This is a genomic window from Pseudoalteromonas sp. R3, assembly GCF_004014715.1.
Classification (GTDB): domain Bacteria; phylum Pseudomonadota; class Gammaproteobacteria; order Enterobacterales; family Alteromonadaceae; genus Pseudoalteromonas.
In genome coordinates this window covers 2,710,599-2,728,162 of record NZ_CP034835.1, presented here as the reverse complement: position 1 = coordinate 2,728,162, position 17,564 = coordinate 2,710,599, and the positions used below count along the sequence as shown (strand labels likewise).

Genomic DNA, 17,564 nt, shown 5'->3' with positions numbered 1-17,564 from the left:
GGGGAGTAAGGTATGAAGCAAATGTCTAAAGCAACAGCTCTTGCTCTGATGATGTCTTTGGCTGGCGGTGCGCTTAGCACCGCAGCATTTGCCGCTCCGGATCCTGCAAAGATTGAAGCGCGCAAAAACGCCAAAACCAAGGTTATGGGCGAGCGAGTTGGTAAAAAGGTAATCAAAGCGTTTGACCTGTACAATGAAGACAAAGTCGACGAAGCAATCGCATTATTGCTTGAAATCGATGCTTCTGATGACTTCGACCGCGCTACGGTAAACCGTTATCTGGGTAACTTATATGCTCAAAAAGAAGAGTATCAAACAGCGATTAAGTACATCCGTCAGGCGATTGCGCCAGACGTATTGAACTTTAAAGATCAGGGCGACTTGATTAAGCTGTTGGGTGACCTTCTGATTGGTACTGAGCAATATGAAGGCGCCAAGAAAGCTTACTATGACTGGATGGACTTTACTGGCGAGCAAGATGCGAAAGTGTACGGTCGTATCGCTCAAGCCAACTATGAACTGAAGAAGTTCAGAGATGTGATTGAGCCAGCAGATCAAGCTATCGCGTTAAACAAAGAAGAACCAAATAAGTCATTCTATATGCTTAAGATTGGTTCTTACTTTGAGCTGAAGCAGTTCAAAAACGCCGTTAAGGTGGCTGAAGAACTGGTTAAGTTATTCCCAGAAGATCCTAAAATGTGGACTCAGTTGGGCTCCTTCTACATGCAAACGGAAGACTATAAAAAAGGTCAAACCGTTATGGAAGTGGCTTACGCGAATGGTTATTTTGAGAAAGAGAACCATTATAAAATACTGAGCAGCTACTACTCATTGAATGAAATTCCATACAAAGCCGCTAAGGTAATGGAAAAGTCAGTCAAAGAGGAGAAGGTCAAGCGAACTAAGCAAAATGTCACGGCAATTGCCAGCTACTATCATCAGGCTAAGCACATCAGTGATGCTGCTAAGTACTATGAAGAAGCAGCAAAGTTTGATGAAGATGCTGAGTTATACCGTAAAGCAGGTAGTTTGCTACTTCAGGACCAGCAGTATAGTGCAGCCGTAGTTCGTTTGAACAAGGCACTAGAGTTGGGGTCTAAGAAGCAGGGTACAATCTACTCTGACCTAGCGGAAGCTTACCTCTATCAGGAAAAGTATAAGCAAGCATATACTGCGATTGTTAAGGCTCAGGAAGATCCTAGAACGCGCAAATTCGCTCGCAGCTGGGCCTCTTTCATCAAAGAGAAAGCACAGCGTAAAGGCATCAGCCTTTAATTAGAAAGCCCGAAAGGGGCTTTTTGCTGTTTATTTCCAACCAAATTAAATCAATATCTATTTTCTTTACCCGTCAAGAGTTCTAGTAGAACTTTGATTTAAATAATAAAACCTCCTATCAATTTTGGTATAATCAAATTACATTTGGACCCGAGTATTGGGCGTACGTCCGCATAGTTGAACAAGATTGGATAAACGTAAATGAAAATCTCCCGGCGTAATATATTTTCAGCGCTAGTAGCACTAACGATGACAGCTGGTTGTGTAGAGCCACAGGTTCAAATCTCATATGAAAACCTGTCAAAACAGCTGAAAGAGCTTCATTGGTTTGCTTATCAAAGTAGCTCAGTGCAGACAGACCAGCTTCTGGAGTTGCCTTTTACAGAGCGTTATCTCGAACTTAGGCATGACCTGCTAGCAAGTGCTGATCTGGAAAGCTTCACCGAGTCTGCACAGCAGGAATTACAATACCTGTCGATACAACAGCGATATCCTGAGCGATTCTTGCCCTGGCCAGCCCATCTAAATATCGCAAAAATAGCGCAGCAACGGCTTAACTCAGAGCAGTTAGATAATTGGTACAAGTATGTCGAGTTACGTTTAAAAGAAGCTCGGGAAAGTAAAATCGTACTTAACCGGATAGAAAAGCAACAGCTAATTGATTATCTAACACCTGACGTAAGCAGACTCACAAACGCGGGACAGCAGCTTGTAACTTATTTGGAAAGCTATCGGGTCAGATCGTCATTAGGGATGTATCAGTTGCCTAACGGAAAAGAGTGGTATCAAAGCAAATTAAATTTTTATAGTGGCTCTGTTCGGGCGCCGGAAGCTTTGTTTAGCGAATTGCAATCTGTGGCAGCTGAAGCGACTAGCACGCCAATCAAAATTAGCACAGGTGTACATGATCCAATTGCACTTCAGTTGCTGGAAGCTTGTAATAAAGTTCCCGGGTTAAACTGGAGAGACGGGTTTATTTCTTTGCGACAAACAGCTGAACAATGTCAAAAGGTACTGACAAAAAGCGAAACTCAATTCGCATTGTCGATGATGGAAGTTGATTTGGGTATACACTACTTTGCCTGGTCGCAGAAACAAGCTCTGTTGGCACTGCAATCAAGGTTAGCGCTGAATGAAGACCAGGCCTTCGTCGTGCTTAAGAATATCCTTTTCTTTCCTGCAACCAGTTTTGTATTGCTAGACTCTGTTACTTCTGCTTAGCGACACATTCCAGGCACCTTTGCGCAGCAGGGTCTGTGGCAAGCAAGGTGTCTTCTATTTTCTTTTCACAATCGCAGCAATAGCCGAATTGACCAATGTCCATCTGGCAAATTGCGGCCTCAACTTTTACCAGACGCTCAAAATTAGGAAACTGTCCGGGACAGATGCGATCGGTTGCGATATCAACCCACTCATGTGGCGGTGATGATTGTAAGGTATCGATCAACGCCTCGGTTACGTGATTACTAGCTTGCTTCAGGTCCGCAAGGAACTCGTGCCGGATCTGGTCGAGCTCAGTCTGCAACTTTACCTGATAGTGGTTTTTTAAATTCTCATTCATGGCGCTCTTCTCCTTTTCTGAGCATCCATTATCTATTAGGCAGCAGGCTCATTGTTATGATTTGAATCAAGCGCTGGAGACTTTGCGTATTTATCCAGCACAGATACCACGTCATCTTTACTTTTCAGGCGCTTTATTTCGTCAAATAAAGTATGGGCCTGAGGGTACTGTAACTTTAAGTAACCAAGCCACTGTTTGGTGCGAGATGAGAAATATTTTTCGCCGACTTCGGGATCCTGGTGCATTGAAGAGTGCAAAATATGATAAACCACCTCCTGCCATTCAAGTGGTCGGTAATCACGACCTTCCACATGCGCTTTGATCTTTGCAGCCAGATCCGGCGTCGCCAGGGCACCGCGTCCCAGCATCAGGTTGTCGCAGGCACTACGTTTTTGGCAACGCATGGCGTCTTCTACCTGCCAAATTTCGCCATTGGCAACCACAGGAATAGTCAGTCGTTGCAACAGCGGAGGGATTTTTTCCCAATAGGCCGGTGGTTTATAACCATCGCGTTTAGTTCGGGCATGGATCACCAAACTTGATGCTCCTGCGCTTTGAACAGCATCGACGATTTCTGTGCTGTTTGCGTCGTCATCAAACCCAAGACGAATTTTCGCACTGACCTCATGTTCCTGAGGGACAGCCTCACGTACAGCACGTATAATCTGATAGATTTGTTCCGGTTCTTTGAGCAATACTGCACCGCCTTTACTCTTGTTGACGGTTTTTGCTGGACAGCCAAAGTTAAGATCAACGCCATGAGAACCTAATTTTACGGCCTTTCTGGCATTGGCTGCCAGTGCATGAGGTACCTGACCGAGCAGCTGAATGCGCACCGGTGTACCGGCTCGTGTCAGGCCGCCATTAAGCAGTTCTGGGCAATAACGAACAAACACACGACGAGGTAAGGTTAAATCTACCACGCGGATAAACTCAGTGACACACATATCGAACCCACCCAGGTCCGTGAGTAGTTCACGCATTTTGAAGTCGACAACGCCCTCCATCGGGGCTAAAAATAGTTTCATTATTACCGCACCAGAAAAAATTCGCGCTATTCTATACGAGAGAAGGTGATTTATTAATAGGGAAATGGAGATAAAAATTTCTCAAACACTGAAATAAATATCTTCGGTCCGTGGTCTACTATGCGAATCATTCATTTTTATTGCTACCGATTGAGAGAGAACAACATGAAATCAGTAAAGAAAACTAACACACTTGCAATGACACTGGGCGCGGCTGTAGTGACTGCCGCAACATTTAGCGCTCCTGAAGCGGCGGCGAATCCGTTTAGCTTTGAGCAAATGACGGCGGGTTACCAGTTAGACGCCGCAGAAGGAAAATGTGGAGAAGGTAAATGCGGCGGTGATGCTAAAGGCAAAAAAGAAGGAAAATGCGGAGAAGGTAAATGCGGCGGTGACGCGAAAGGCAAAAAAGAGGGAAAATGCGGAGAAGGTAAATGCGGCGGCGACGCGAAAGGTAAAAAAGAGGGCAAGTGCGGCGAAGGCAAGTGTGGCGGCAAAGCTAAAAAAGAAGGCAAATGCGGCGAAGGTAAATGTGGCGGTAAAGCTAAAAAAGAAGGCAAATGCGGCGAAGGTAAATGTGGCGGTAAAGCTAAAAAAGAAGGCAAGTGCGGCGAAGGTAAGTGCGGCGGTCACGCTTAACAGCTAACCTGGCTAAGGAGTGATAATGAATAAACCGTTTGGCAGGGTTGGCATGGGCCTTAGGCGAGAAATGTTAGATGATATTTTGGCTACTCCCCCTCAGCAGGTCGATTTTTACGAGGTCGCGCCCGAAAACTGGATGACGCTCGGTGGCAAATTCGCTGCTCAGTTTTCGGAGTTGACTGCGAGACACCCATTTGTTTGCCATGGATTGTCATTATCACTCGGTTCACCTGCACCATTAGATATTGAGTTTGTAAGCGACCTGAAAACCTTTTTCTCGACACATAACATTCGTTGCTACAGCGAACACTTAAGTTATTGTTCCGGGGATGGTCATATGTACGACCTTATGCCTATTCCCTTCACAGAGGAGGCGGTAAAGCACACTGCTGCAAGGATCAAAGAAGTGCAAGACAGACTGGAGCGTCGTATAGCTGTGGAGAATGTCTCTTATTATGCTGCGCCTGGTCAGCAGTTATCTGAGCAGGATTTTACCTTAGCAGTGCTCGAAGAAGCTGACTGTGATCTGCTCTTAGATGTGAATAACATCTACGTCAATTCAATTAATCATGGTTATGATGCCGGTGCATTTTTAGCGGCGATGCCCAGTGAGCGTATCGCTTATGGTCATATCGCCGGGCATTATGTTGAGGCAGAAGATTTGCTTGTAGATACCCATGGCGATGCGGTGTGCGACCCTGTTTGGCAATTATTGCAAGAAGCCTACCGCCTACATGGTGTGTTTCCAACCTTGTTGGAACGCGATTTTAATATTCCTCCATTACCTCAACTACTTGAGGAAGTTGACCAGATCCATACTGTGCAGAGTATTGATAAGCTCAAAAGGGGGATCGCCTGATGTCGTTTCAGCAAATTCAGGCTGAGTTCATGGCTCATATTAAAAATCCAGATGTCCATTCAGCGCCTGAGGGCATTGAAGATCGTCGTATGCAGATTTACAGGGAATTGTTTTTTAATAACATTGAGGGGTTTGTTGCTTCGACTTTTCCCGTATTAAAGAGTCTATATGAGGAGCAAACCTGGTTAACTTTGGTGCGCGAATTTTTCAGTCAGCATGATTGCCAGTCTCCTTATTTTTTAGATATAAGTCGCGAGTTTTTGTTCTTTTTGCAACAAGAGTATACAGCAACTCAGTCTGATCCTCCCTTCATGCTTGAACTGGCTCACTATGAATGGACGGAGCTGGAAGTAGCCATTGCTCAGGAAGCAACGGAAGAGGCACCTATACCACTGCCTTTGTCAGAATTGTCAGGGTTGCATCTTGCTCAGAGCGCACGTAGTGTTAGTTACCAGTATCCGGTACATCAGATAAGCATTGACCATCAACCCAATGAACCGTCAGGACCCCATTGCTTTATTGTTTATCGGGACCGGACATTTGAAGTACAATTCATCGAAACAAATCCAATGACCGCGCTTTTGATTCAAAATATTGTTGTTAATCCTGGAATAACCATAGGGGCGCTGGCTAAGCAACTGGCCGAACAGTTTAGCCAGTTTGACGAGCAAACCCTGATTAATGGGGCAGTCCAAACCCTGAGCCAGTTTGTTCGCCTCGGCATATTGGTCGATAAAAAAGCATAATACCCCTTTATCAGGCATCTAAGTTCGATTATTATGAGCGCCGTTTTGTCGTGCTTATGCTGAGTGGCAGACAAGCGGCGGATACTGATGAGCCAAACCTCAGACTAAGCTGCTTGCGCACCCAGCGCTTAAAAATAAAGGTATTAATATGTCTAAAGGTGATTTCAAAGATCCGTTTAACGCTAAGTATTTCCTGGCTTTTGTTGCTGTATTTGCTGGCATCGGTTGCCTGAATGCAATTCTGGGCTGGGCGACGGCACTTAGCGCTTAATCGCCGGTAATAACCTTCTGGTCATACAGAGTTAAAAAGCCACCCACACCCAGGGTGGTTTTTTTCTATCCGAACATCACTAATTTATTGTGAAATCTGCCTCGCTAGCATTTCATGTGGTTGCTTTCTTGTTATAATCGAGCTCTTTGATATTTAAACTTATTAAGCAATCGATTATGACACAAGCAAATTTGTCACTGATTAAAGACAGCATCGCCACGGTTCCTAACTATCCTAAAGAAGGGATCATGTTTCGCGATGTGACTACCTTGCTAGCTAACCCTGCAGCCTTTAAAGCAACTATGGATTGTCTGGTTGAAGCCTATAAAGAGCAGGGCTTCACAAAAATTATTGGTACAGAGTCACGTGGTTTTATCTTTGGTGCACCACTTGCCTATGAGCTGGGCTTACCATTTATTCCAGTTCGTAAGCCAGGTAAATTACCACGTGAAGTGATTAGCCAGTCTTATCAACTTGAGTATGGAGAAGATGTGCTGGAGCTGCATGTTGATGCCATCGAAGAGGGTGATAAAGTCTTATTGGTTGACGACTTATTGGCAACCGGCGGCACTATTGAAGCAACCGCAAAGCTGGTAGAGCGCCTCGGCGGCAAAGCTACCGATGCTGCTTTCGTGATTTCACTGCCTGAGTTAGGCGGTGAAAAGCGTGTCGCAGACATGGGTATCAAAGTATTAAAACTGGTCGAATTCGACGGCGAGTAACCGACTATGAGTTATCAGGTTCTGGCGCGTAAATGGCGTCCACAGTCGTTCCACGAGATGATGGGACAGGAGCATGTCAAGCAGGCACTCATCAATGCTCTGAATGAGCAACGTCTGCATCATGCCTATCTGTTCACTGGTACTCGGGGAGTGGGCAAAACTACTATTGCCAGGATCTTCGCCAAGAGCCTGAACTGTGAGGTGGGGATCACCTCCACCCCGTGCGGTCAATGTAGTGCGTGTGAAGAGATCGAAGCTGGCAAATTCATTGATCTGATTGAGATTGATGCTGCATCTCGTACTAAGGTTGAAGATACCAGAGAAATTCTGGACAATGTGCAATATGCCCCAACGCGCGGTCGCTACAAGGTCTACCTGATAGACGAAGTGCATATGCTGTCCAAGCACAGCTTCAATGCATTGTTAAAAACTCTGGAAGAGCCGCCTGAGCATGTTAAGTTTCTGCTGGCGACGACAGATCCACAAAAATTACCGATCACGATTTTATCGCGCTGTTTGCAGTTTAATCTCAATGCCATGGCACAGAGCCAAATAGTGGCTCAATTGTCGCAGATCTTGCCTCAAGAATCTGTCAATTTTGAAGAGACTGCATTGGAAGTTCTGGCCAAGGCGGCAGACGGCAGTATGCGTGACGCACTGAGTCTTACCGATCAGGCCATTGCACAGACCAATGGTGAGCTGACCTTACCAGCCGTACAGCAGATGCTTGGCTTGATGGATAGCAGTCACGCTGTTTTGCTGATGGCTGCGGTGTTGGCACAAGAGGGCGAAACCCTGCTGGCAGAAGTCGCCGACATCGCCCTGAAAAATGGTAACTTCTCGAGTGTGCTGGATGATCTCATTAGCCTGTTACACCTGGTGCAATTAACCCAACTGGTGCCACAGGCAGCTAATTTTGGTCAGTTTGAGGCCGAGCAAGTAAAAGCGCTGGCTCAGCAGTTGTCGCCCCAAGACACCCAGTTTATGTATCAGCTACTGCTTACTGGTAAGAAAGATCTCAGTTGGGCACCTGAGCCTAAGCTGGGCTTCGAAATGATTATGTTGCGGTTGCTGGCATTTGAGCAAGCTGATTTCAGTCAAGCCTCCGGCCCGTCGCCTGCGGCAGCTGCAAAGAATCCGGATAAGGTTGGAAAACTCAGAGATATGCTGAGTATAAAACAGCGTGGCCCGCAAGCTCAGACGAGCGCGGCAGCACCAGAACGCCAGCCACAAACCACGCACAATCAGACCGTTTCACCTGAACCCCAATCTGTGCCTGTTCAACAGAACACGCCTGTGGTTACCCCAGTGCAGAGTAGGGCGCCTTCTCAACAGGGGGAGCCTATGGAGCAAGCCCCGGCTCAGAGTACAGCTCAGCAGGCAACGAGCCCTGTGCAGCAAATACCAGAATCGCGGCTCGCAACGCAAACATCTGCACCTCCTGCACAACATGCAGAAGCGGCTTCGCAGCCGCCTTCTCCTTCAGCCTCTCAACCATCACCTGAGGATGTCTCGATTGAACAACAGTATCAGGACATTATGGCGCAGGCTGAGTCACAAGGGTATGAGCAACACCATAACGAGCCGGAGTCTCAGGCTATGCCACCTCAACATGGTGAGGCGCCCCATCAGGGCGAGCAAACACATACACCGGTTCAACAGTTGGTGCAAAAGCAACAGCAAGCGCAGTCGGCTATTGCCCGAATTTTGCAAAACCGACAAATCTCAGGTGCTGGAAAGCTGCTTGCAGGAGATGATGAAGCAAAAAAGTCTGAGCCGCAGCAGGGTAGAGGTGCTGCACCTAGCGCTGTTGCGTCAGGCAGAACTTTTCCGCCAGTCTCGCAGCCGGCTAATAGCCAGACTAGTGAAGCAAATGAAGCCCAAGGGCATGCGCAAATGCCTCATGTACAGCAAGCTGCCCAGCCTGCTACACCGCAGCGTAAAGCCAAAAAGCCAGATATGGCTGAGCGCTTTAAAAAAGATGAGAGCAAACTTGCCCCAGAATTATTGGAGCAGTTAGCACCTCAGGTTACGGGCGAGCAGCAGGGTCATGAAAGTACAGTCATTATTCCTGCCCCAGAGAATTTCGTTAGCCCTATCAGCGATATTAAATACGCGCATCAAAAAGATGATTGGGCGCAGATGATTGAAAAAATGCAGCTGGGCGGTCGGGTAAGGCAGTTTGCGCTGCACGCCATGTTCAATCGTCAGGGCCAGCAATGTACTTTGCAGGTTGAGCAGAGCCAGCAGCATCTGGATTCAAATATGCTGAGAGAAAAACTACACGAGAGCCTGATTGAAAGCTTAAGCGAATCGGTTGAGCTCAATATTGAATTTGTTGATGCAGTGACTAATACGCCGTTTCTTATCCAGCAGGATATAGATCAGCAAAGATATCTTCAGGCGGTCGAAGCGGTTAATAACGACCCCGTAATCCAGGCCTTTGCTCGCGAGTTTGAGGCCTCAGTAGATGAAAAATCGGTAAGGGCATTGTAATTAGGCAAGTAAGCCCTTATCTTGTATCCCATAGAGTTTTAATTTTTGAAGTGTAAGAGAGCAGACTATGTTTAAAGGTGGAATGGGCAATATCATGAAGCAGGCGCAGCAAATGCAAGAGCGCATGGAAAAAGCCCAGGAAGAGATTAAAAGCCTCGAAGTCGTTGGTGAAGCAGGCGCAGGTCTGGTTAAAGTCACTATGCTGGGTAGCCACAATGTGCGCCGCGTAGAGATCGACGAAAGCCTCATGGAAGACGACAAAGACATGATCGAAGACTTGCTCGCAGCGGCAGTGAATGATGCTGTACGTCGTGTAGGTGAAGAATCACAAAAGCGTATGGCAGATGTCACAGGTGGTATGCAGATGCCCCCGGGCTTCAAGATGCCTTTCTAATTGAAAATTAAAGAAAAATAGCGCCATTTGGCGCTATTTTTTTGCTTAAAATATGACAACTTTCAACAGAAAGTCATAGGGAAATATATGAGTACGCGTGCGCTGGTTTTTCCACCCAATTTTAAGCTGGTTTTATATGCAATGGCAGTGATGGTTTTAGTACAGCTGTTGGGGAGCTTGGTTGGTTTGCCGGTGGGTCGATTTGGCATCATCCCACATAATGAATACTATCTGAGTGGTATCATCACCGCTCCTTTTGTGCATGGCAGCTGGGGTCACTTAATAAGCAATTTGCTGGGCCTGGCTATAAGTGGCTATCTGGCGGCAAGAATGCCCAAGTTCAAAAGGGCAAGCGTGTTAATTATTGTTGCCACGGGGGCACTCGTCTGGCTGTTTGCCGGCTCAGGCAATCACATTGGCGCATCCGGTCTGGTCATGGGATATTTTGGTCTGTTGCTTGGTGCCGCATTGTTTAATCGCAACGTACTGGCCGTGCTCAGTTTTATTGCCTTACTGGTGCTCACCTATTATGCCAACATCAGCTTTTTAGCGACTTTGTTCGATTTCTCTGCTCAGACCAGCAGCTCGAGCCATATCTTTGGTTTTATCAGCGGGCTGGGCGCGGCTTATTTGACCAGGGCTAGTCGCAAGAGTGTGCTGAAAAAGTAGAGATACGGTTTATTGGCCGCGCTTTGAGTTACAAAATAGCCAGATTGCAGTGACGGCGACAATCCCTGATTTACCCATAAGTACGGCAAACTTGGTATCGTAAGTACCATAACAACTTGTAACGCATGAAAAAAGTGGCTCTAATAGATTTTTAAAAGCAGTTCAGGCCGAGAGTGAGTAGTGTTTCGGCTCGAATTAAAAGTTTAGATTATGTGTTGTGACGGAACTCAGTCGCAAAAGGAGTTTTATATGTTGAGAGTGAGTATTGTCATACTGCTTGTTTTAATGTCATCTGTGACTAATGCCGCTAGTTTTAACGCTATGGAAATGCCCAAGTCGAAGTACCTTGTGGAAGCACCTAAGATCACGGTTGCATTACCCGCTTCATATTCCTCACATCCGAGCAAAAGATATCCCGTGCTTTACTTGCTTGATGGTGAACTGAATGGTGAATTAGTACACGGCATGATGCAAAGGCTGCACGCATCAAATGGATCTCACGAACACATAATTGTTGGTATAACCAGTCAAAATCGCTTGAGGGATTTTGCACCAACTGTGAATCATGACCCGAGAGGACCTGTTGGTGAAGGTGGGGGGGGAGATGCTTTTTTAGACTTCATTGAAAAAGAGCTCATGCCAGCTATCGCTAAAAAATACCGCACGGATCAATTCAACTCGCTTGCCGGACACTCTATCGCGGGCCTATTGGTGATCCATAGCTTTCACTCTCGACCAGCACTATTTCAAAGCTATTTTGCATTTAGTCCCGCTGTTTGGTGGGGAGCTCGTGAAACAGCTGAAGCAACAAAGAAATATGTTTCTTCAAAAAGACGGGTGCAAAGTTATCTCTATATGAGCATAGGAAGTGAAGGCGGTGAAATGCGTGAGGTCTATGACTCTCTGGCACAAGCAATACTAAGAAATCGTCATTTAGACTCACGACTGCAGTTAGATGAGTTTGATGATGAGCCGCACGATTTTACACTGGCTGTGGGCTTATATAATGCGTTAAAAGGCTTGTATCAGTACCAACAGCAGAAACGCTTATGAACAAGGAATATGATTATGTATGAATATTTGGTCGGGTTAGAAGTATCTGATGATGAGGTTTACAGCCAGTACCGTGCTGCGATGATGCCTATTCTAGTCAGATATCGGGGAGGGTTTGGATTCGATTTTATCGTCAGTGAAGTACTTAAGTCAGAGACAGATAAACCTATCAACAGAGTTTTTACCATTTACTTTCCAAGCAAAGAAGTCGCGGATGAGTTTTTCTCTGACCCGGATTATCTAGAAGTAAAGGCACGGTATTTTGAGGCATCTGTTGCGCATACCAGCATTATTTCTGGTTATGAGAAGCATAATTGAAGCGTGTATGTTATTAACCACAAGAATAAATGAATAATAAGAGTAATATGATGTTCAGGCTAATAGTGAAAAAGACCCTGCTCGGTGCTCTCTGACGGCTCTTAGCTTCAGTGTGGGCAGTGTCATTTTGACTATCGTCGCGGCGCATAGCATAGTGCCTTAAAAATGTTGATTCAGAGCGCAGTTACGATAAAAAAGTCGACGGTGAGACGCCTGCTCCAAAGAAGCGTAATGCTGAAAATGGCCACTAGAGTGGCCATACTTATCATTACTAATTGATCAGTTCGTGATGTGTTTGTCTACCAGAACACTTTTGTAACTTTGAGTCTGCCACCATCGTTTTCACAGGCAGCACTAAGTGTTGGATCGTAAGTCTGTGAAATTTTGAACCACAGTTGAACTTGATTGCTGTCAAGACATTGAAAGTGGTAGTAGCGGAAGTCTCCCGGGTTGCTGCCACGGGCATGGGTTGTTGTACTGAGTGTAAACAAACAGGCTGCAACAGCAGCCAAGGCTATAAGCTTTTTCATTTTAGTTTCCTTCATACATTGTTTTGTTCCTTTCACAGATAACGACATATTTGTCATTTTGTATCGTTAAATGTGAACAAAATTAATAATACGTTACCTGTTTGGTTTTTGTCCACCTACTAATTTTGCTCGCAGCACTTTTTTGAAAGATTTTTTCAAATGCTTGATAATGAATTTTATTTTTGTTCTGTCCTTCAGTTGTAATTTTATGTAATAGAGACGGAAAGTGGCTGAAGACTCAGTTTTTTGCAAAATGATTCGTTTTTAGGTACGTTTAATTAGCACTATTTAAACAAATTAATATTGAATAAGTGCAGAATAATAAAAAAAGCGCATATCTGTCATTTACAGCTTTACCTGGACCAAGGAGGAAGCGGATGTTTGAATTCTTTTCGGCACTATTAGGCCTGGTTGCGACCGTCTGGATTACATTCGGTGTGTACATTGCTGGTCGATTTTACCCTGACTACGATCACTTTAATCAGTTCTGCAGCGAACTGGGTGCATCGGGAAGCCCGACACAAAAGTTGTCTCCCTGGATTAATAACTACCCACTGAGCGTGATGTTTGTGATTTTTGGCTGGCATGTGACTCAACTGCCAGACGCGAGTATCGCGTTTTATATTACGGGCGGATTGATTGTGTTTCACGGTATAGGTACCTGGTTCGCTGGCTATTTCCCCATGGACAAAGACCCCTATACACTTACGCCGAGCCGACATTGTCAAATCCACTCAACGGCCGGTTCAGTCGTGATGTTAACTTTGCTGGTTGCGCCCGTTATTATCACAATCAGTCCCGACTCTGAACTGATCACGCCGTGGTTTCGTGTATTCTCTGTTTCAGTGGTATTAGCATCGATTTTTTTCACTATCAAGTTGGTTAAAGCATATAAAGCCAGGCAAGGGGCAGGTTTGTACCAGCGTTTGTCCTACTGGACTCAACTTATGTGGTTGAGTGTATTTTCTTTGATGTTGGCGTAATGAATGATGGTGCCCGGATAAAACACCGGGCACCTGCTGCTTTAACATTTTAGTGCTTCAACAACCAAAAACTCCCCTTCATGAGTGCTATGTACTGCGTGCGATAGTTGAGAAAAGCCACTGTCTTTGAGCAAGGCTTTGATACCATCGAGGGACTTTAGTTGTGAATGTACCTCCATATCTCCCTCCGCTGGTGCATTGAGATCTTCACATAACCATAGTCGCCCACCTGATTTGAGTGCAGAGAAAACCAGTCCCATTGCGTAACCCGGGTTTTGCCAATGGTGGACGGAAAATGCAGCGATGACTAAGTCTTGCGTATTATCGGAGACATCCAGTGCTTCAGCACCGGCCTCAAAAAATTGTAGCTGAGCAAATGAAAGTCCGGCTTTTTTCTGCCGCGCTTTTGCTAAAGCGATCATTTTAGGTGTTGGATCAAGCGCCGTGACACGCACGTTGTCTGCAGACTGCGCCAGGCACAGGCTCAAAAATCCGCCGCCACAGCCAACCTCTATGATGTTGTAACCGGGTTGCACTTTGGCAAGTTGTGGAATTTGCTGGTGGAACGCCAGCTCCCCCCATTGCTCGTCGTAGCTGATCGCATGTTCGTCATTCCAGTGGCTCATAACTATTCCTCTTGTAATTTGTGGTATGGAGTCAGTATGCAGGCAAGACGCCGGACAGAGCAGAGCGCAGTTTATGTGAAAATCGGCTTATTCTAAGATTTGAGTATCGGGCACAGTTTGTAACGTAAGAAATATTTACAGACACTTTTTTAGTCCACATTTTGACAAATTCCGTATTAACTAAAGAGACTAATAACACGGACTATGGATACGACAATGAGAAAGTTTTTGATGGTGCTGGTATTGCTCACAATGACTGGCTGCTCAACAAAATTTATCTACAAAAATGCGGACTGGCTCAGCTATTGGTATCTGGACGATTATGTGTCTTTAAGTGATGAGCAAGAAGCACAATTTGATGAACGTTTACTCGCCTGGCTGGACTGGCACAAAACCCAGGAGCTGACACGCTACGCTGGGCAGCTGAAGACACTAAAGCAAGACATCCTGAACGACCAGATCACACCGGAGCGGATTGCGTATCACCAGACACTGATGCTGGATCACTGGTATCGTTTACGTGGCAAGGTTGTCCCTGATCTGGTAGAACTGGCCCCTATGCTGACGCAAGCGCAGGTGAATGAATTATTTGACGAGCTTGCTCAGGTACAAGCTGAACGTGCAGAAAAAAGGGCGAAGCGTTCTGAGCAGAAAAAGCATAAGCGTTGGCTCAAAGAACGTAAGACAAACCTTAAACGCTGGATAGGTAAACTCTCTGCTTCGCAGGAACAACGAATTGAACAATTGTACGAGCAACTGGTGAGTACCAATGACCTGTGGTCAGAGTATCGCGGTCGCTACCAGGAAGAACTCAGAGCTCTGTTTGCTCAGCCAGAGCGCGGCGAGATGTTCAAAACAAAGTTGACTACCTTGTTGATGACACCAGAGGAGTTCCGTTCAGAGCAGCTCAACCAGGCCAACGAGCACAACCGAAAAGCCAACCATCAATACTTGCTGGATGTGTATCAAAGCCTCAGCGAAAAACAGAAAAAACGGCTGGTTGCGGAACTGGAAGACTTAATTGACGACATTGAATCTCTTGCCGAGGATGAGTAATCAAATTGGCGACGCATAAAGCGTCGCCTATTTTTCTAACCTACCGGATTAATCCAACAGAGTCAGTTCGGTGACATTGCGTACACCAGGCTGGCTCATGTAGTCATTTTTAACACCAGTTACACGCAGTTTTTTACCCAATAAAGCAGGGTTCAGCTGAGGGCTGTATGTCGCACGCTGTGATGATTCCAGCTTGATGTACAGCTTGTTACCTGGCGCGTTTGGATCGCTCAGCTCCAGGGCGTAAATGTTGTTGATGGCTGAGGTAATGGTGCCAGCCACAACAACGGGTGTACCATTGCTTTTTGCCAGTACTTCGCTAACCGTCATATCCAGGTTAGGATCCGGGTCTGGTGAAGTAGACGACGCCTTGGCTATTTCAGAGACATTACGGATACCAGGCTGACTCATGTACGAGTCGCGCTTACCTGTGATCACCAAAGTCTCATCCAGTATGCTTGGGTTCAGTTGCGGGCTGAACTCGGCGCGCTGGCTGGATTCAAGCTTGATGTTGATAGTCGTGCTGTCGTCAGATAAGTCAGACAGAACCAGAGCATAGATGCTATTGAGTGGCGCTTTGACTTTGCCCGTTAATGTGATGGTTTCGCCCTGTGCTGTTGCCAGTGCCTGAGCAACAGACAATGCGCTGGGCGCAATGACCAAGTCGGTGACATAACGGATCCCAGGCTCACCCATGTAGCTGTTACGCTTGCCCGTTACCAGCAGGGTTTTACCCAGAATTTCAGGGTTCAATTGCGGGTTGAAGTCGGCGCGTTGATTGGACTCTAACTTTACGTTGATGCTGACAGCCGGATTATTTAAGTCTGTCAGTAGCAGGCCATAGATACCATTGACGGCGTCAGTTACTTTACCCTGAACAACTAACTCAGTGCCGGTTGTCGCCGCCAATGCGTCAGCAACAGACACCGCAGTGCCTGGTGTTGGATCCGGGTCAGGATCAGGGTCAACCTGGCCCTGGCCATACGGTGCATTGAAAGAGTTGTCTTTGTAGGTATCAGTATCCCATGGGTTAAAGCCGTTACTTGGATTACTCCAGGGCTGACCATTGTTGGGGTCGAACATTTCTTCTGAGGTCATCGGTACGGGCGTGACACGACCAGGTGTGCGGCCATTGGCACCATCGAAATGGGTGTAGCTTTCAGGTGTAGCCAGCCAGTTGATGATATTGACTGATAAGACAGAGGCGTGACCTGGATCTGTCCAGCCTGGGTAAGTTTTTTTGGTGTTCCCGTTGTCCTGTCTACGATATTTAGGAGTTGCATCTTCGATGGGGGAGGAGTCACCAATGAATGCTGCTTTACCAGCACCAGACTTAGCGATGGCAACGTAAGGGCCTTCGGCCTCGCCACCAAAATACAGGCCAGAGTCTTTGGCATATTTCCATTTAGTTGGATTGTCTGTTTCAGCAAAGTAAACCAGGCCTTTGGCTTTTTGACCATCAACGATGGCCAGAGTCGCACCAGCAGCCATGAGAATGGGTGCGACACCCTGGGTCAGGCCCTCAGTCTGAGATGCCGGCTCAACACCACTGACACCTTGTTTGTAGTCCACGCCGTTAAAGCGAAACCGAATACCAAAGTTTTCTACCAGCCAGCCTTGCTGTGCACTTTTTGGGTTACGCCAGTCTCCATAGGCGCCGCCCAGATTATATTTGCTTAGATCTGAACGGTTGTAGCCGTTGAAGACTTCGGTGGCATCCCAGGTGTTTAGGTTACGGTCTGCGTCATAATGGTCGGCGACAAAGAAGATGCCTTTACCCGCTGCAATAAAGGTTTCTAGTGCTTGTTGCTCTGAAAGGGTAAAGGGACGGTTAGTTTCCGCGAGCACAAAAACATCGGCATGTTTGATGGCATCGTAAGTAATGATGGCTTCGTTTGCCTGAGTTGAGATGTTGCGATCGTCAAAAAAGCGAATTTTGCCGTCATTGTTTAAATCGACGCCGCGATATTCTTCAACACGATAACCTTCAGCGACCAGAGCATCGGCGAAATCAGAAAAGGCGCCGTCAATAACCCAGTCGGCATTACCTTCAACGCCGCCATGTGAGACGTCGAATAATACGGTTTTGCCATTGCTTTGTTGTGCACTCGGTACTTTAACCGGTGCGGTGTTGTTCCAGTTATACGGTGTGGCAGCTTGCAAAGCAGTTGCTGAGAGTGCAAACGCTACACCAAGGCCTAAGACTGTGAGTTTAGATAGTTTCATTATCAATTCCCGTTGTGAATATCAACCTGACCTTCCACCTCTGGCTTATAAGCGCGCTCACTCAGAGAGCTAAATTGTCGCGAACGTCGCTAAACATTTCCATTCTACT

General features: G+C 46.4%; 19 protein-coding genes. 14 read left to right on the top strand and 5 right to left on the bottom strand.

Annotation, left to right across the window (positions count from 1 at the left end):
* The first annotated feature begins 12 nt into the window (after positions 1–12).
* Together ELR70_RS16855 and ELR70_RS16850 are read left to right on the top strand one after the other, a co-directional pair.
* A complete protein-coding gene (locus ELR70_RS16855) occupies positions 13–1,275 on the top strand; it encodes a tetratricopeptide repeat protein (RefSeq protein WP_054016768.1) in 1,263 nt (420 codons plus the stop codon).
* 201 nt (positions 1,276–1,476) lie between these two features.
* Positions 1,477–2,496 (top strand): hypothetical protein, encoded by a 1,020-nt coding sequence (locus ELR70_RS16850; RefSeq protein WP_128064644.1) that lies wholly within the window; start codon positions 1,477–1,479, stop codon positions 2,494–2,496.
* On the opposite strand, the gene ELR70_RS16845 is transcribed toward ELR70_RS16850, so the two are convergent.
* The gene (locus tag ELR70_RS16845) at positions 2,483–2,836 is read right to left on the bottom strand and encodes a TraR/DksA C4-type zinc finger protein (RefSeq protein WP_054016770.1); all 354 of its coding nucleotides are present in this window, start codon (positions 2,834–2,836) and stop codon (positions 2,483–2,485) included. The genes ELR70_RS16850 and ELR70_RS16845 overlap by 14 nt on opposite strands.
* A gap of 35 nt (positions 2,837–2,871) precedes the next feature.
* Entirely contained in the window at positions 2,872–3,864 is a 993-nt protein-coding gene (locus ELR70_RS16840) for a tRNA-dihydrouridine synthase (RefSeq protein WP_054016771.1), read from the bottom strand.
* Between the two features lie 165 nt (positions 3,865–4,029).
* Between ELR70_RS16840 and ELR70_RS16835 the strand changes: the two genes are divergently transcribed.
* The 10 genes from ELR70_RS16835 (at position 4,030) to ELR70_RS16795 (ending at position 12,034) form a co-directional block, all read left to right on the top strand.
* The gene (locus ELR70_RS16835; protein WP_054016772.1) at positions 4,030–4,503 is read left to right on the top strand and encodes a hypothetical protein; all 474 of its coding nucleotides are present in this window, start codon (positions 4,030–4,032) and stop codon (positions 4,501–4,503) included.
* Between the two features lie 25 nt (positions 4,504–4,528).
* A complete protein-coding gene (locus ELR70_RS16830) occupies positions 4,529–5,365 on the top strand; it encodes a DUF692 domain-containing protein (RefSeq protein ID WP_054016773.1) in 837 nt (278 codons plus the stop codon).
* A complete protein-coding gene (locus ELR70_RS16825; RefSeq protein ID WP_054016774.1) occupies positions 5,365–6,111 on the top strand; it encodes a putative DNA-binding domain-containing protein in 747 nt (248 codons plus the stop codon). Before ELR70_RS16830 ends, ELR70_RS16825 begins: the two co-directional genes overlap by 1 nt.
* A gap of 148 nt (positions 6,112–6,259) precedes the next feature.
* Positions 6,260–6,382 carry a hypothetical protein gene (locus ELR70_RS25725; RefSeq protein WP_268795172.1) on the top strand — a complete coding sequence of 41 codons (123 nt, stop codon included), beginning with the start codon at positions 6,260–6,262 and terminating at the stop codon, positions 6,380–6,382.
* A gap of 176 nt (positions 6,383–6,558) precedes the next feature.
* Complete coding sequence (gene apt / locus ELR70_RS16820; protein ID WP_054016775.1) at positions 6,559–7,104, top strand: adenine phosphoribosyltransferase; 546 nt, start codon at positions 6,559–6,561, stop codon at positions 7,102–7,104.
* A 6-nt stretch (positions 7,105–7,110) separates the two neighbouring features.
* Positions 7,111–9,600, top strand: a complete 2,490-nt coding sequence (gene dnaX, locus ELR70_RS16815) for a DNA polymerase III subunit gamma/tau (protein WP_054016776.1) — start codon at positions 7,111–7,113, stop codon at positions 9,598–9,600.
* 67 nt (positions 9,601–9,667) lie between these two features.
* Positions 9,668–9,994: a YbaB/EbfC family nucleoid-associated protein gene (locus ELR70_RS16810; protein WP_054016777.1), complete on the top strand. Its 327-nt coding sequence runs from the start codon at positions 9,668–9,670 to the stop codon at positions 9,992–9,994.
* A gap of 87 nt (positions 9,995–10,081) precedes the next feature.
* On the top strand, positions 10,082–10,663 hold the full coding sequence (locus ELR70_RS16805) for a rhomboid family intramembrane serine protease (RefSeq protein ID WP_054016778.1): 582 nt from the start codon (positions 10,082–10,084) through the stop codon (positions 10,661–10,663).
* Positions 10,664–10,912: 249 nt separating this feature from the next.
* A complete protein-coding gene (locus tag ELR70_RS16800) occupies positions 10,913–11,716 on the top strand; it encodes an alpha/beta hydrolase-fold protein (RefSeq protein ID WP_235577133.1) in 804 nt (267 codons plus the stop codon).
* A 15-nt stretch (positions 11,717–11,731) separates the two neighbouring features.
* Positions 11,732–12,034, top strand: a complete 303-nt coding sequence (locus ELR70_RS16795; protein ID WP_054016779.1) for a DUF1330 domain-containing protein — start codon at positions 11,732–11,734, stop codon at positions 12,032–12,034.
* Positions 12,035–12,333: 299 nt separating this feature from the next.
* Here the strand turns inward: ELR70_RS16795 and ELR70_RS16790 are convergent, their stop codons facing one another.
* Positions 12,334–12,564 (bottom strand): hypothetical protein, encoded by a 231-nt coding sequence (locus tag ELR70_RS16790; protein ID WP_054016780.1) that lies wholly within the window; start codon positions 12,562–12,564, stop codon positions 12,334–12,336.
* Between the two features lie 377 nt (positions 12,565–12,941).
* Between ELR70_RS16790 and ELR70_RS16785 the strand changes: the two genes are divergently transcribed.
* Positions 12,942–13,547 (top strand): DUF998 domain-containing protein, encoded by a 606-nt coding sequence (locus ELR70_RS16785; RefSeq protein ID WP_054016781.1) that lies wholly within the window; start codon positions 12,942–12,944, stop codon positions 13,545–13,547.
* A 41-nt stretch (positions 13,548–13,588) separates the two neighbouring features.
* Here ELR70_RS16785 and ELR70_RS16780 read toward each other — a convergent pair whose 3' ends face one another.
* A complete protein-coding gene (locus ELR70_RS16780) occupies positions 13,589–14,173 on the bottom strand; it encodes a class I SAM-dependent methyltransferase (RefSeq protein WP_054016782.1) in 585 nt (194 codons plus the stop codon).
* Between the two features lie 216 nt (positions 14,174–14,389).
* On the opposite strand from ELR70_RS16780, the gene ELR70_RS16775 reads away from it, so the two are divergent.
* Entirely contained in the window at positions 14,390–15,229 is an 840-nt protein-coding gene (locus ELR70_RS16775; protein WP_054016783.1) for a DUF6279 family lipoprotein, read from the top strand.
* 48 nt (positions 15,230–15,277) lie between these two features.
* Here ELR70_RS16775 and ELR70_RS16770 read toward each other — a convergent pair whose 3' ends face one another.
* The gene (locus ELR70_RS16770) at positions 15,278–17,455 is read right to left on the bottom strand and encodes a DUF6359 domain-containing protein (protein ID WP_054016784.1); all 2,178 of its coding nucleotides are present in this window, start codon (positions 17,453–17,455) and stop codon (positions 15,278–15,280) included.
* Between the last annotated feature and the right edge of the window lie 109 nt (positions 17,456–17,564).

Bases quoted from the DNA above. Each gene is read 5' to 3' on its own strand.
- apt (WP_054016775.1), top strand. From the start codon at position 6,559: ATGACACAAGCAAATTTGTCACTGATTAAAGACAGCATCGCCACGGTT.
- ELR70_RS16795 (WP_054016779.1), top strand. From the start codon at position 11,732: ATGTATGAATATTTGGTCGGGTTAGAAGTATCTGATGATGAGGTTTAC.
- ELR70_RS16855 (WP_054016768.1), top strand. From the start codon at position 13: ATGAAGCAAATGTCTAAAGCAACAGCTCTTGCTCTGATGATGTCTTTG.
- ELR70_RS16790 (WP_054016780.1), bottom strand. From the start codon at position 12,564: ATGAAAAAGCTTATAGCCTTGGCTGCTGTTGCAGCCTGTTTGTTTACA.
- dnaX (WP_054016776.1), top strand. From the start codon at position 7,111: ATGAGTTATCAGGTTCTGGCGCGTAAATGGCGTCCACAGTCGTTCCAC.
- ELR70_RS16805 (WP_054016778.1), top strand. From the start codon at position 10,082: ATGAGTACGCGTGCGCTGGTTTTTCCACCCAATTTTAAGCTGGTTTTA.
- ELR70_RS16830 (WP_054016773.1), top strand. From the start codon at position 4,529: ATGAATAAACCGTTTGGCAGGGTTGGCATGGGCCTTAGGCGAGAAATG.
- ELR70_RS25725 (WP_268795172.1), top strand. From the start codon at position 6,260: ATGTCTAAAGGTGATTTCAAAGATCCGTTTAACGCTAAGTATTTCCTG.
- ELR70_RS16850 (WP_128064644.1), top strand. From the start codon at position 1,477: ATGAAAATCTCCCGGCGTAATATATTTTCAGCGCTAGTAGCACTAACG.
- ELR70_RS16840 (WP_054016771.1), bottom strand. From the start codon at position 3,864: ATGAAACTATTTTTAGCCCCGATGGAGGGCGTTGTCGACTTCAAAATG.
- ELR70_RS16835 (WP_054016772.1), top strand. From the start codon at position 4,030: ATGAAATCAGTAAAGAAAACTAACACACTTGCAATGACACTGGGCGCG.
- ELR70_RS16845 (WP_054016770.1), bottom strand. From the start codon at position 2,836: ATGAATGAGAATTTAAAAAACCACTATCAGGTAAAGTTGCAGACTGAG.
- ELR70_RS16810 (WP_054016777.1), top strand. From the start codon at position 9,668: ATGTTTAAAGGTGGAATGGGCAATATCATGAAGCAGGCGCAGCAAATG.
- ELR70_RS16770 (WP_054016784.1), bottom strand. From the start codon at position 17,455: ATGAAACTATCTAAACTCACAGTCTTAGGCCTTGGTGTAGCGTTTGCA.
- ELR70_RS16825 (WP_054016774.1), top strand. From the start codon at position 5,365: ATGTCGTTTCAGCAAATTCAGGCTGAGTTCATGGCTCATATTAAAAAT.
- ELR70_RS16785 (WP_054016781.1), top strand. From the start codon at position 12,942: ATGTTTGAATTCTTTTCGGCACTATTAGGCCTGGTTGCGACCGTCTGG.
- ELR70_RS16780 (WP_054016782.1), bottom strand. From the start codon at position 14,173: ATGAGCCACTGGAATGACGAACATGCGATCAGCTACGACGAGCAATGG.
- ELR70_RS16775 (WP_054016783.1), top strand. From the start codon at position 14,390: ATGAGAAAGTTTTTGATGGTGCTGGTATTGCTCACAATGACTGGCTGC.
- ELR70_RS16800 (WP_235577133.1), top strand. From the start codon at position 10,913: ATGTTGAGAGTGAGTATTGTCATACTGCTTGTTTTAATGTCATCTGTG.